This is a genomic window from Burkholderia sp. JPY481 (assembly GCF_038900515.1).
GTDB lineage: Bacteria > Pseudomonadota > Gammaproteobacteria > Burkholderiales > Burkholderiaceae > Paraburkholderia > Paraburkholderia youngii.
In genome coordinates this window covers 526824-538871 of sequence record NZ_JAYMRT010000002.1, presented here as the reverse complement: position 1 = coordinate 538871, position 12048 = coordinate 526824, and the positions used below count along the sequence as shown (strand labels likewise).

Genomic DNA, 12048 nt, shown 5'->3' with positions numbered 1-12048 from the left:
TCAGCTCCCTGCGCCAGCAAACAGATTGCCAATGTTGCCCATCAGCCCCTGAAAGCCTTGAGCACCCTGCTGCATGAGTTGCGGGTTCTTCATCATCAGACTCATGGCTGCCGGTGCCAGAGCCTGCCCCATGTTGACCGGTTGATTGTGGTTCTGCGATTGCGCGAGCAGACCTGCTCCCATGCCCGCGAGCGGTCCCATCAGGTTCATGTTCGCCGTCGCGCCCTGTTGAACCGAGCCGCTCGGCGATGCGCCGACACCGAACAGTCCGGCGGGCATCGCGCCCTGATACGACGTCGCGGGATTGAACATCGGGTTCGGTTGCATCTGCGCCTGTTGCATTGCGGCCGGCGTCTGGAAGCCAAAGTACGGATAGTTCATGGTTCGCTCCTTCACAGCGCGCCGATCGCGGCGTAATCAACGCGGTCGAAGCCGCTCTCTGCGTGGCGCGATACCGCGCTCGGCATGACGATGCGCACGTCGTCCGACATGACGCCAGTGCGACGCACGTGCGGCGCGTCCCACACATACCGGAAGCGATAGAGCGGCAGGCCGTTCACGAGGCGCGAGCCCGTGCTTTCGATGTCCAGCTTCAAACGACGATCGGAGAACGCACCCATCAGGCCGCCCGCGACCGCACCGACGCCGGTTCCCCAGGGCCCGAACATGCTGCCCATCGCCGCGCCGCTCGCCGCGCCACCGAGCGCGCCGGCCGCCTGATTCGAGTAATACGGCTGACTCGATGTCGTCGTGCCACCGTAGTTGCCCTGAATCAGGTTCGAGTAGTTGCCGAGCTGCTGCCACGGTGCATTGATAATCTGCTGCTGCAGCGCCTGCTGATTGCCGCCCATGTTGTAAAGGTTGGAGATCTCCCCATTGACCGAGTTGACCAGGTTTGGAGCGTTGAAGGAGCCCTGCAACTGCTGCTGCGCTGCGGTGTTGTAGTTGCCGCTGAGACCCGAGAGCGCGCCGAGCTGCTGGCCTGACTGCGTGCCCGCGGCCGACAGCATGTTCCCCATGTTCGTCTGGTACATGTTGTTCAGCATGCCCGCATCGACGTTGCCGAGCTGCTGCGTGAGGTTCTGCTGGTTCTGATCGACCGCGTTCTGATAGGCACCAGATCCATACCGGCCGGCCGCTTCCATCGCGCTCGCCGTCTGCGGCGCTGTGGCGGTCTGATACGAGCGCGTGATCGCGTCATTTGCCGCACCAAGCGCCTGCGCCATGTAGGGGTTGCTCATCATCGACCCGTTGGCAAATGAGGTCAGAGAGCTGTTACCAGCGTTATTGCCGCCCAGTGTTGAAAGCTGCGCATTGGACGGATTCGAATTCAGGTAGCTGCCGTTCAGCAGGTTCGTCGTGTAATCTCCGGCCGAGTTGTTCACTGTTGAGGCGTTACCGAAATTCGTCCCGTTCGCGACGCCCTGCGTGATCCCCATCGCCTGGCTTTGCAGCGGCGAGAATCCCGCGACCGTGCCCGCGAAGTTGTTCCCGGAATTGTTGCCGTAGAGGGTCGCCGCCTGGTCGAAAACGCCCGAGATATAGGGCTGTTGCCCGGACCACGGGGTAGCGTTCGTGGTCGTCGTGGTATTGCCGCCGCCGTTGCTCATAGCGACTTCTCCAGATAGAGGTGTGTGTTTTCAAATCCCCGGGTGCGGAGTCGTCTCCACCATCCGGGTCGCGCACAAAGCTCCATCGCGTGACATCCGTTCGCCTTGGCCCAGCGTTCGATGGTCTCCATCGCTTCGCCTTCCCACTCGGCCGCATTCCTGCCGGTGACGATGCGAAGTGTGCAGACCCGCTGCTTCGGGTAGTTCGCGAGTCGGGTGATGCCAACGGCAAAAGCTGTTGGCGACTTCCATATCCAGAGCTGGTCCTCACCCGTCAAAAGACCTGCCCTAATGTCTTCAGCGTCGTACTTGCCCCGGTTGCGCCTGCACGCCGCTTCGATCCACGGGCGCACCTCTTCCCACACCGCATTGATCTCGGTGGGTTGTATGCCGTAGAGCATGGGAATTAGCCGATGAGAAGAACGTTGTAGGTGCGGTCAACGCTTGCTGAGCTGGCGTGCTGCAGCGTCGCGCTTCCCTTGGTCTGCGCTGCCGCGTTCACATAGAGCCCAGAGAGTGCCGCTGCTGCATCAGATGTCAGAGGCGAGAAGAAGAGGCCCGTGCTCGCGCCGATCCGGTTATCCGTCACTGTCGTGCTCGTCGCGTTCGCCGCGAGCGTCACCTGAATCACGACATTCAGCTTGCCCTGCAGCTGGTTGTTGAGCGCCTGCGCGAGCTGGCGCCGATGCTCTTTCTCGTTCGAGAGCGCCAGGACGACGCCCGGATAGCCCTTGCTCATCGCGAGCCCGTCATATCGAGCGCGTCCTGCGGGATCTCGATTCCCTGCAGGTGCGTGAAGCTGCCGGTCGTCTGGATGCGACCGCGCAGATAGCGCGCGTCGGCGCGCACCGGACATTCACCGTTCTCGTTTATCGCGCTCGCGGTCGAAAACGTCGGCGCGTCCATCAGGCGATTACGCATGCCGATCTGCACCGTCGGCGAGCCGCCGTCGATCATCGGCCGCGTGGTCTTCAGGAACGCGCGCTTGCCGGTGCCCCCGAACGGTTCGAGTTCGACCGTGTCGGCCGTCGCATTGGCCGGCGAGCCGGTGAAATACGCCAGCTTGTGCGAAGGCGTGAATGCGCCCATCAGCACCTGGCCGCCGGTCCACACTCGCGAGTCAAGCGAAAATGGCAGCGTGTCGAGGCTGTAACCGGTGCTGTCAAGCGAATCGAGCGAATAGCCCTGCGTGATCGCACGCATGATGTATTCCGCGTTGACCTGCGCGAAGCCCCACTTGTTGAGCGCCCAATTGAACGCGATCAGCGAATCAGGAATGCCGCTCGGTGCTGAGTTCGATGGATACAGCCACATGACGAGGCGGTTAATCGGGTCGACGGCGCCGACGACGTTCGCCAGATACGCATCGTTCACGTTGGCCCAGAACGTCTTGTCGACGCGATCAACGCCGATTGGCTGCGAGACCGCACCGTCGAACGCATAGAAGCCATCCTCGCCGATGTAATAGGCCAGCGCGCCAAGCTGCACGATGCTCTTCGGGCACGGCGTGCCGCGCACACCTTCAGCCGGGTAGAACCCGAACACCGTCGGCGAGCCCTGAAAGACGACGCGGAAAATCCCGCGTTCGAAGAAGACCGCACCGTCGGCGTTACCGAGGTTGCCGACGCCTCCCATGATCCAGCCCTGATCGCCGGGAATAATCTGCGAGCCGGCGAGCAGTTGCGCCTCGGCGTTGCTTCCCGCGACGGGCCAGGTCGTCGGATCGTCGATCGCGCACCACTGCAAGCGTTGAGGCTGCGCGCCATTCGTGCCGTCGAAGGTATTGCCGACCATCACGAAATCCTTGATGGTCCAGATATAGCGGGCTTGCGGCGCCGCGGCCGCGAGATCAGCAAAGGCGCTGCTCGAGTTGAGCACGAACGACTGAAGGTTCTGCCCCTCGGCCGCGCCGATGACGCGCTGACCGTACTGCGTGAACGCCCAGCGCTCGCCGCTCGGCAAAGAATAGCCACCGCCCTTGCTCACATCGGTAAATCCCGTGTTTCCGGGTGCTAGTTCATAGAGCTTGTCGGACGTGCCGGCGAACAGGTAGTTGTTCGCTCCCGAATCGATCGCGGTGATCGCGCCGAGGCATTGCGAGTCGAGCGCGTTGCTGCTGAACGTCGAGAGCGTGCCGACCGGTCCCCAGGATTCCCTCGTGCGCGGGAACAGGTTCACGATGTTCGCGGACGCGCCGCTCGAATTGTTCGGCGGCAGGTCCGGTGCAAAATCAGCGATAGGGAGCAGCATCAGGCGGCCACCATGGCGAGAGAAGAACCGGAAAGCTCTTCGGCCTTATCGGCCAGGATGAAGCTCGCGATCTGCTGCTGATAGAGGGTCTCCCACAGGGCGAACGCTTCCTGATCCTTATTGAAGCGCGCCGCGGCGCGGTTGACGGCGGCCAGCAGGATCGTCGGAATCGTGTTGGTCATCCACGTGACGCTGTTCGATACGGTGAGCTGCGCGGACTTCTGCCAGTACGTGCCGGTAAGCGTGTAAGCCGAGTCCGGATAAGGCCCGAACACGAATTTCTGCCCAACGCGCGCGAAGTACTGCGGTGCGCCCGCGCCCGTCTGGTCTGGATACTGCGTATAGATGAACTCCGGCGTCTTGCGCTCGACTTCGAACGTCTGGCCGCCGCTCGATAGCAGCATGATCTTCATGCCGACGTAGCCAGCAGGCAGCGGCGTTCCGGTTCCGATGGTCGTCGAATTGAACGTAGCCTCCATCGGCTGGACGCCTTTGCCCTGGTTCTGCGTGAAGACGTCGCGGTAGATATCCGCTTCCGCGATCTGGATGAAATAGTCGATAAAGTTGCCCAGATCCGAGCGCGCGAACCAATCGTTGACGGCCTGCTTCAGCGAGCTGTAATCGTAGACTCCGGCTACGCCTGCTGGCGTGCCGCTGCCTATTGCCGGGACAAAGAAGGTCATGGTCTTACCTCACCCGGCGGGCGCGAATGAACCCGTCTTCGGTCATAGTGCTGGCCGAGAAGACGCAAAGACCAATCAGATAGACGGTTGTCGTTGTGCTCAGAGAAATCCTGACGGTCGGCGCCAGAACGGCGCTGTTTCCGCCCGACACGCTGCCAAACGGGATCAAGTTCGCAGTGAATGTCCCTAACGCGCCGATCGTCGCGCTGGTGGTGGAAATCCCCGCGGTCATGTTCGATGTCGTCGCGGACCCGCCTGGATTGAAGCGGATCACTCCTGAAACGTCCCAATCGCCAGCAGTCAGGGAGATCGAAGTCGCGTTGGCTGCCGTCGCAGTCGTGAGGCTCGTCCCTGAAGTGGTGTTTGTCTGATACTCGCCGACGCTCCCCGCATTAGCGTTGTCGTTCGTCGTCGTGCCGACAATGCCCGCCGTGCTCGACGGCGTGATCGTGCTCGTCGCCTGCAGCGTGGTGAACTTGCCAGCGGCCGCAGTGGTACCTCCGATCGCCGGAGGCGACGCAAGGTAGTTGGAGAACCCCGTCCCGCTTACTGTGCTTGACGCGGAAAGAGTGGTGAAAGAACCGGCCGCGGCTGCGGTGCCACCAATAGCCGGAGGTGAAGCGAGATAGGTGCTGAATCCGGTACCGCTGACGGTGCTGCTTGCGGCGAGCGTCGTGAAAGATCCGGTGCTCGGCGTCGTGGCGCCAACGCTCGCGTTGTTGATCGTGCCGCCCGGGATCGTCACCGTCCCCGTAAAGTTAGGAGACGCAAGCGGCGCGAATCCTGTAATGCACGCGAATCCCGTCCCGCTCGTGTACTGAAGGGCGCTCGTCGACGTGCTGCACGAAGGCATCGCGAACGCGGTCGGCGATGCGCTTGAACCGGTGACGTTCGCGACGACCGTATTCGCAGCCTGCGCGGCGAGACTCGGGAGCCCGACCTTTCCTGTCGCGGTGAACGTGCCGTTGACGGTCAGGTTGTTGAACGTCGGAGACGGATAGCTCTGGGCAAGCGCCAGAATCGGCGCAATCAGCACCGCAATGAGGAGTTTTCTCAGCATGGTTCGCCTCAGGAGATCGACAGGACGCCGCCGTTGTTCCAGATCTGACCGGCGGAAGCGGGAAGCGTGGTCGGCAGATCCGCTGGCAGGTGATCGACGAGCAGGATGTCGTTGATCGTCTGCGTCTGGATGTTCGTGCCGCTGATGACGAGCTGGTAATGACCGTCGGCCGCGTAGAACGCGAACGCGCCGTTCGTATCGGTCGTGATCGGGTTGGCCGCGACCGTCACGCCGTTGTCTGAATAGATCGTTGCGGGCGTCGCGCCGGGGAACACGTTCACCTGCACGGACGCACCCGCCACCGGCGAGCCGGACGCCGAAGCTATGCTATTGATGAACTTCTGCATGATCAGATCGCCTTGTTGGTCGTGCGCCAGGCAGCGTATTCCGGGCCCTTGAGGATCTTCTTCACGTACGGCCAGTGATCCGGGTTCTGATAGTCCCAGCCGTACTTGATCCTGATCTCGAGCATGATCACTTCCGGCACGCGCAACGTGTGCTTGAACTCGCCCATGCGCTGGAACGCGCCTTCGGCCGCGCGTTGCTCATGGTTGATCTTCATCACGGTTTCGACGTCCTGCGAATAGTTCAGGATCACCTTCCCGTCTTCTTCGTGATACGTGATGCGCTTGCCATCCTGCGGCTCGATCGCGGCGCCGTGTGCGGTCGTCTGTTCCATGGCGGCCCTCAGTGCGTCATCTCGATGATATTGAGCGTGCCGGTCGACGAGCCGTCCTGAATCGCGGCCAGTTTCTCGCCCGGCGCGATGCGGATCATCAGCGGAGGATCGCTCGCTTTCACCAGCATGTCGGTCGCGGCCGCGGTCGGATTCATGCCGATCGCCACGTGGCAGTTACCGCCGATGGCGGAAATCTGGATCGCCTGCGAGCCTTCATTGTTCGCGTCGAACGCGGTCGATTGTGTCGACGAAGCGCCGATCGTGACGTTCTGGCCAGTTCCGGCCATTGGCCGCCATGGGCCGATTAGCAGCCATTTCATCGTGTGACCTCGAATAAAAAAGGGCGACCCAAAGGCCGCCCAAACACCCACCGCATGGAGAACGTATTACGCGCTAAGGATCGAATGCCACTGACCGGCGTTCGTGCAGTAGAACTCGACCGACTTGCCGGCTGCTACTGCGAATGCAGCGCTTGCGCCCAGCGCATTGATCGCGTCCGTACCGTTCGGGAACACGTTCATCGAGTTCGTCGCGGTTGCATTCACCACCATGATCATCAGCCCCGGCGCCGAAGCGGGCAGCAGCACGCTGTCACCAGCGCTCGCCACCGTCGTGACGCGGTTAATCATGGCCGGGAGAGGCGTCGCGCTACCCTGACCGCCGCCAGCGTGCGCCGTGATGCCGTTTAGCGTCAGCATCGTCTGCAACTGGCCGGAGCTGCCAAAGCCTGCATCGACCGACCATGCACCCGGCGCGGCCTCGATATACACGTCCGCCGAGTTCGGAGCCATTGCGATACCGGTCGAGCCGGCAACGCCGTTGATCGTGTCCGAGCCGAAGCCGTACACTTGAACCGGGTTCGCGGTGTTGTTGATGAGGAACACCTTGTCGGTGCCCGTGCCTACCTGCGGGAGCAAAACGCCGTCGCCGAGCAAAGAGCCAGCCGCCGGGGCCGTAGAAGTGTTGATGGTGGTGACGTCCGCGGTGATCTGCGTGGCGCCCGCTTGCGTGCGGGTAGTACCCGCAGTGATGACTGAGCCTGCCATGATCGATACTCCTTCAACTATCCAACAGTTCGAGATAAGCCACATGCCGTGGCCACCAGCGCGAATACAAGCGACGTTGCGTCCATTGATATACGCGCTGGTAGGCCACGATTAGCCGTTCGTGTCGGTGATCAGACCGAGTGCGTGTTCGTTGCCGACCTCGAGCGTGTACTCGACGAGCAGCTCCTTCTTGTCCGAGTCACCCGTCTTCGCGAGCGGGATCGTCTGGAACGGACGCAGATACGCGACGCGCACGTAGTTCGGGTTGATGAAGAAGCAGTCGGCGGAGTGCGCGAGGAAGATGTCCGGCACGATCTTCACGTCACCGAAGTCGGTCTCGTACACGTCGACGACCGTGCGGAGCGTCTTGTCCTCGACCTTGATGAAACGCGTGCCGGGACCAGCGAAGGCCGAGATGTTCTGCTTGTTGGCCGGCGACACAAGCGCGTATTCCGGGCAGTCGCCGGAATTCTTGAACACGCTCTGCACGAGGCTCTTCACCATCGCTTCGGTGATCGCCACGGTCGTACCGTTATAGACGCGCGTGTTCGAGCCATCGGTCCAGCCGTTCGCAGCAACAGCCGGGTTCGCACCCGACGGCGAGCCGCCAGTCTGGAACACGACATTCGATGCGAGGTAGGCAGGCAGGCCAGCCATCAGCGAAGGGACCGTCGACGAACCGGCGCTCTTTGCCTGGTTGTAGGTCAGGATACCTTCCATGTCGCGCTTCAGTTCCTTCGACTTCTTGAGGAGCTGATAGCCCATCTTGTTCGAGCCGCCGGCAGCGACAACAGCCTGCGACGTGCCCGAGATCTGGACGACCTTCGTCGAGATCTGCGTGTAGTTGCCGATACGGGCCGTCGGCGCGAGGACCTGCGCGGTCGGGTCGTCACCCTGGACGGCCGCGTTATTCAGGTTCTGCGCGTCGAGCTTATCGGTGTTCCACTCGTGGTTGGTCTGCTTCGCCTCCGTCTTCTTGCACATATTCAGGAAAGGCGTTTTGAACGGATCGACGTTGTAGATCGCGTTGATCAGGTCTTCACGGATGTTCTTCTGCGTGAAGGTCTGAAAAGTATTTGCAGGTACGGACATTTTCTACTCCCGAAGGAATTGGGTTTAGCCGGTTACCCGATCATGTCGAACAGCGCCGCTGCGGCGTCGTCGTCACGTGGGTTGCGGTTGAATCGGTCGATGACGGCCTGACGGCGCGCGTCGTTGGGATTCGCATTCGTCCGTGATCCCGGGGCGACCACCTTGGGTGCTTGCCGGACCTGCTTCAGTACTTCGGGCTTGGCTGCTTGGAGCGCCCGATAACGCGCCGCGTCGTGCAGAACCTGCATGTAGCGGTGGTCGTATATCTGGTTGAGCTCGGCATCCTTGAAGCCCAGACTGCGGGCGTATTGCGACATCACATCGCGGTCCTGATGAAACGTTGCTTCGTTGCGCCACTCGGGGATCGCGGTGAAGAGCTTTTCGCGCTCACCTTGGAGGGCCTGCTGCATTTCCTGTTGCTGGCGCTGCTGCTGTTGCTGGGCTTCCTGCCGCTGCGCCTCATTGATGGCGGCCAGATAGTTCTGGATCTGCTGGCCGCGCTGCTGGTATTGCGTGTAGAGCGCCGCGTATTCGCCCGGGTTGTTCGCCCGCAGCGCATTCCAGTCGACGTTCTGGAATTCCTGATTGAGCATGTTCAGCGCGAGATTGCCCATCGCCTGATGCTGCCGATAGACCTGCTCCTGAGCCTGACGCCATTCGGTTTGCTCTTTCTCGAATGACGTCCTCAGGTTGGAGAGCTCGATCGACTTGTTATTGACGTGGCCTTCGAGCTGGTAGGACTTGAGCACGTCGGCGAGCGGAACCTGCGTTTCCTTGCCGTCGATCTTGGCGGTGACGTGCAGGCCCATGACCGACTCGGGGTCGATTTTGTGCGCGGTCAGCAGCTCGGAGAGGCTCGAATACGTCGGCGTGTTATTGTCGTCCTGCTGGCGTTGCTGCTGACCCTCCTGCCCTTCCTGACCCTCGACGTTCTCCTGCCCCTTGCGTTGCGCGCCATCGTCCTGCGCACCTTCCTGCGAGCCCTGCTGCTGCGATTGCTGCTGCTGATGGTCCTGTCCACCTTCCTCGCGCGGCGGGATGCCCTTCGGATCGAATGCGCCCGAATCCCACAAGCCCTGGAACTGGCTTTCGGCATCCATTGATGCGGCGCCCACGTCAGTCGGGGTAGTCGCTTGTACGTCGCTCATTTGCTGGCCTCAAATAAAAAAGGCCCGCCGAAGCGAGCCTGTTGTCGAAAGTGGGAGTGGTTAGCCGAAAATGCGGAACCGCTTGCGCTGTTCCTCTTGCTGGTTGAGCTGGAACTGCGCGATATCGCCGGTCTGCTTGACCTGCTCGAGATACGACTCGAGCGTGTTCCACAGTTGCAGCACGGTGATCAGTCGCGTGTGCATCGTCTGGTCGGACAGCGGAACAGCGGCCATCTGCCGATGGATACCATCGAGCACGGCCTTCTTCGCCTCGACGAAGATCTCGTTATCGAGCACTTGCGCGGCTTTGCCGCCGCGGATGATTTCTTCTTCAGGAGCCACGCTGCACCTCGCTCACGTCGTGATTGACCATCTGGCCAGCATCGGCCGCCGCGTCCTGCTTGAGCTGCGAGGCCACGATCTGGCCGATGATCTTGACGACCGTCTGCCACTCCTGCGAGCTGATTTGTGCCATCTGCATATCGCGGTCCTGTGAGCTCTGCTGCGCGCCGTGCACGAGCTCGGCCTGAGACTGCTGCAGCTCGCCTTGCGCCTTGACCTGTTCGGTCTGCAGGCGCACGTTCGCGATCGCCTGATCGGACTTCGCCTTGATCTGTGCCGACGCGATGCGCGGGTCCTGCGGCTGCTGCGCGCGCTGCGCCATTGCCTGCTGATACTCCTGCGAATCCGGATCCATGGCGAATTCGGTCGGATTCTCAAAACCGAGCAGGTGCGTCACGCGCCGGAACGTGTTGTACGCCTGCTTCGGACCCACCAGACCGAACGCTGCCAGTTCCTTCTGCGCCTGCCCGAGCAGCATCACGTTCGCGCGCGCTTCCTCGCGGTTGCCGGAACCGAGGCCGACGTTCACCACCAGCTCGGTGCGCTCGCGCCACTCGGCCGGATTGGCCCGCAACCAGTCGTCGCGGTTGGTGAGCTTGATCACCATCTCCTGATCCTGATGGCGACGCAGAAGGTTGTGGATCTTCTGGAAGATGTCTTTCACGCCCTCGGCCAGCAGCCGCGCGACGAGCTCGACCTTGGCCGCAGCGGCCGACATCGCGGCGAGCTGGCCGCCCTTCGTCACGTCCTGCAGCGCGTCGGCGTCGACGCCCATCGTGTCTTTGCCGATACCCGTGCGCATCTCGCGCTGCAGGTCGCAGTACTCCATCGCTGGCAGGATCTGGTCCATCAGGTTCGACGGCTGCTGGAACGGCATGATGTTGTCGCCGGGCGCGCCGTCCACACGAACGATGCCGCCGGGGCGCGATACGAGCAGATCCTGCACGTTCACAGTGCGCCAGTTCACCGCGGTGCGCTGGTTGTTCGAGATGTAGATGTTGTCGAGCGCCTGACGGAAGAGCGTCGTCTTGATGACCTGCAGATCGTTGAGCAGGTCGTAGTAGCTGATGCCGACGTGCCGGTGCGGCATGCGGATTGGCGAGCACGACGAGAACGAGCCTTCCTCGATTTCCTCGTCTTCGAGGATCTTGTCGCCACCGATCACTACGCGGCGGAATTCCGCGATGCCGTCGCCGTCCCGGTCGACCTTCAGGAAGTTCGTGCGCACGTCGATGAGCTGGCTCGCGGGATCGCTCGGATTCTCTTCGGAGAGCTGGTCCGTTACTTCGTTACGCGCGAGGCTGATCAGGTCGAGCCACTCGGGCCGCGCGACGGTGATCGAGTCGATGATCGCCGGATCGAAGTCCAGCTCCTTCGCCTCGGTGCGCGACATCGTGCGCATGTGCTGCACGAACGGTGCCTCGTCGAGGCGGCCCTTGCGCGCCTGCGGCGAGATGCGCATTTCCTCGGGCGGTGTGCATTCGACCCGCACGCAGCCTTTCTTCGACGTGCGCCGAATCTTGATGTCAAAGCACGTGTACTGCTGCTGGGATCCATCCGGGCCGACGATGACATCGACCTTCTCTTCCTGCTCCAGAATCTCGATCTCGTCTTGAGTCTGCAGCAGCTCCGTCACTGCGATCTCGCTGAGGCCCGTGTACGACTCGACGCTCGTCTTGGTCTTCTTCGCCCAGTACGACGTCACGTAGCCGTTACGCAGCAACAGCGCATCCTTGAACATATCGTGCAGGATGAAGAAGCCGTCGTTCTGCTTCATGAACACCCAGTTGACAACTTCCGTCTCGGACTCGGCCTGGTCTTCGTCGCCTGGCGTCTCCGGATCGAAAACGACCGGTTTGCCAGATCCGACGAACATGCGCATGAGCGTCGGCATGATCCATTCGATGGTATCGCGAAGCTCGGGCAGCACGATCTGCGAGCGGTCCTCGACCTCGTTGCCAAGTGGACGACCGAAATACGCGTTCAGCGCGTTGTAGCGGTCGATCTCAAGCGTGGTCATCGTCTGGCCGGCCGGCTTGATGTTGCCGCCAACAGACGGGCCGACAGCGGTGGATGAGCCGAGGCTCGCGCGCTCGTACTGGCCGATGAGCGCGAGCAGCTCGTCGTCGGACATTGGG

Annotated in this window: 15 protein-coding genes; all 15 read right to left on the bottom strand. The window is 61.9% G+C overall.

Annotation, left to right across the window (positions count from 1 at the left end):
- On the bottom strand, positions 1–381 hold the full coding sequence (locus VSR82_RS07885) for a hypothetical protein (protein WP_498857606.1): 381 nt from the start codon (positions 379–381) through the stop codon (positions 1–3).
- Positions 382–392: 11 nt separating this feature from the next.
- The gene (locus VSR82_RS07880; RefSeq protein WP_498857605.1) at positions 393–1610 is read right to left on the bottom strand and encodes a tail fiber domain-containing protein; all 1218 of its coding nucleotides are present in this window, start codon (positions 1608–1610) and stop codon (positions 393–395) included.
- Positions 1607–2011 carry a hypothetical protein gene (locus tag VSR82_RS07875; RefSeq protein ID WP_498857604.1) on the bottom strand — a complete coding sequence of 135 codons (405 nt, stop codon included), beginning with the start codon at positions 2009–2011 and terminating at the stop codon, positions 1607–1609. The genes VSR82_RS07880 and VSR82_RS07875 overlap by 4 nt, the downstream gene beginning before the upstream one ends.
- Before the next feature lie 5 nt (positions 2012–2016).
- On the bottom strand, positions 2017–2349 hold the full coding sequence (locus VSR82_RS07870) for a hypothetical protein (protein WP_498857603.1): 333 nt from the start codon (positions 2347–2349) through the stop codon (positions 2017–2019).
- Positions 2346–3860: a hypothetical protein gene (locus tag VSR82_RS07865; protein ID WP_498857602.1), complete on the bottom strand. Its 1515-nt coding sequence runs from the start codon at positions 3858–3860 to the stop codon at positions 2346–2348. Before VSR82_RS07865 ends, VSR82_RS07870 begins: the two co-directional genes overlap by 4 nt.
- Positions 3860–4543, bottom strand: coding sequence for a phage adaptor protein (locus VSR82_RS07860; RefSeq protein ID WP_498857601.1), 684 nt, complete (start codon positions 4541–4543; stop codon positions 3860–3862). The genes VSR82_RS07865 and VSR82_RS07860 overlap by 1 nt, the downstream gene beginning before the upstream one ends.
- A gap of 4 nt (positions 4544–4547) precedes the next feature.
- The gene (locus VSR82_RS07855; RefSeq protein WP_498857600.1) at positions 4548–5579 is read right to left on the bottom strand and encodes a hypothetical protein; all 1032 of its coding nucleotides are present in this window, start codon (positions 5577–5579) and stop codon (positions 4548–4550) included.
- A gap of 32 nt (positions 5580–5611) precedes the next feature.
- Entirely contained in the window at positions 5612–5950 is a 339-nt protein-coding gene (locus VSR82_RS07850) for a carboxypeptidase-like regulatory domain-containing protein (protein ID WP_498857599.1), read from the bottom strand.
- Between the two features lie 2 nt (positions 5951–5952).
- Positions 5953–6282: a hypothetical protein gene (locus VSR82_RS07845; protein WP_498857598.1), complete on the bottom strand. Its 330-nt coding sequence runs from the start codon at positions 6280–6282 to the stop codon at positions 5953–5955.
- An 8-nt stretch (positions 6283–6290) separates the two neighbouring features.
- Positions 6291–6602, bottom strand: coding sequence for a hypothetical protein (locus VSR82_RS07840; protein ID WP_498857597.1), 312 nt, complete (start codon positions 6600–6602; stop codon positions 6291–6293).
- Positions 6603–6668: 66 nt separating this feature from the next.
- Positions 6669–7328, bottom strand: coding sequence for a hypothetical protein (locus VSR82_RS07835; RefSeq protein WP_498857596.1), 660 nt, complete (start codon positions 7326–7328; stop codon positions 6669–6671).
- Between the two features lie 111 nt (positions 7329–7439).
- Entirely contained in the window at positions 7440–8420 is a 981-nt protein-coding gene (locus tag VSR82_RS07830; RefSeq protein WP_498857595.1) for a DUF5309 domain-containing protein, read from the bottom strand.
- 32 nt (positions 8421–8452) lie between these two features.
- Positions 8453–9520: a hypothetical protein gene (locus VSR82_RS07825; protein ID WP_498857594.1), complete on the bottom strand. Its 1068-nt coding sequence runs from the start codon at positions 9518–9520 to the stop codon at positions 8453–8455.
- A 108-nt stretch (positions 9521–9628) separates the two neighbouring features.
- Positions 9629–9910, bottom strand: coding sequence for a hypothetical protein (locus VSR82_RS07820; RefSeq protein WP_498857593.1), 282 nt, complete (start codon positions 9908–9910; stop codon positions 9629–9631).
- Entirely contained in the window at positions 9900–12044 is a 2145-nt protein-coding gene (locus VSR82_RS07815) for a portal protein (protein ID WP_498857592.1), read from the bottom strand. The genes VSR82_RS07820 and VSR82_RS07815 overlap by 11 nt, the downstream gene beginning before the upstream one ends.
- Between the last annotated feature and the right edge of the window lie 4 nt (positions 12045–12048).

Excerpts from the sequence above, each read along its gene's own strand:
- VSR82_RS07815 (WP_498857592.1), bottom strand. The coding sequence starts at position 12,044 with ATGTCCGACGACGAGCTGCTCGCGCTCATCGGCCAGTACGAGCGCGCG.
- VSR82_RS07875 (WP_498857604.1), bottom strand. The coding sequence starts at position 2,011 with ATGCTCTACGGCATACAACCCACCGAGATCAATGCGGTGTGGGAAGAG.
- VSR82_RS07835 (WP_498857596.1), bottom strand. The coding sequence starts at position 7,328 with ATGGCAGGCTCAGTCATCACTGCGGGTACTACCCGCACGCAAGCGGGC.
- VSR82_RS07885 (WP_498857606.1), bottom strand. The coding sequence starts at position 381 with ATGAACTATCCGTACTTTGGCTTCCAGACGCCGGCCGCAATGCAACAG.
- VSR82_RS07845 (WP_498857598.1), bottom strand. The coding sequence starts at position 6,282 with ATGGAACAGACGACCGCACACGGCGCCGCGATCGAGCCGCAGGATGGC.
- VSR82_RS07840 (WP_498857597.1), bottom strand. The coding sequence starts at position 6,602 with ATGAAATGGCTGCTAATCGGCCCATGGCGGCCAATGGCCGGAACTGGC.
- VSR82_RS07850 (WP_498857599.1), bottom strand. The coding sequence starts at position 5,950 with ATGCAGAAGTTCATCAATAGCATAGCTTCGGCGTCCGGCTCGCCGGTG.
- VSR82_RS07860 (WP_498857601.1), bottom strand. The coding sequence starts at position 4,543 with ATGACCTTCTTTGTCCCGGCAATAGGCAGCGGCACGCCAGCAGGCGTA.
- VSR82_RS07870 (WP_498857603.1), bottom strand. The coding sequence starts at position 2,349 with ATGAGCAAGGGCTATCCGGGCGTCGTCCTGGCGCTCTCGAACGAGAAA.
- VSR82_RS07865 (WP_498857602.1), bottom strand. The coding sequence starts at position 3,860 with ATGCTGCTCCCTATCGCTGATTTTGCACCGGACCTGCCGCCGAACAAT.
- VSR82_RS07880 (WP_498857605.1), bottom strand. The coding sequence starts at position 1,610 with ATGAGCAACGGCGGCGGCAATACCACGACGACCACGAACGCTACCCCG.
- VSR82_RS07830 (WP_498857595.1), bottom strand. The coding sequence starts at position 8,420 with ATGTCCGTACCTGCAAATACTTTTCAGACCTTCACGCAGAAGAACATC.
- VSR82_RS07825 (WP_498857594.1), bottom strand. The coding sequence starts at position 9,520 with ATGGATGCCGAAAGCCAGTTCCAGGGCTTGTGGGATTCGGGCGCATTC.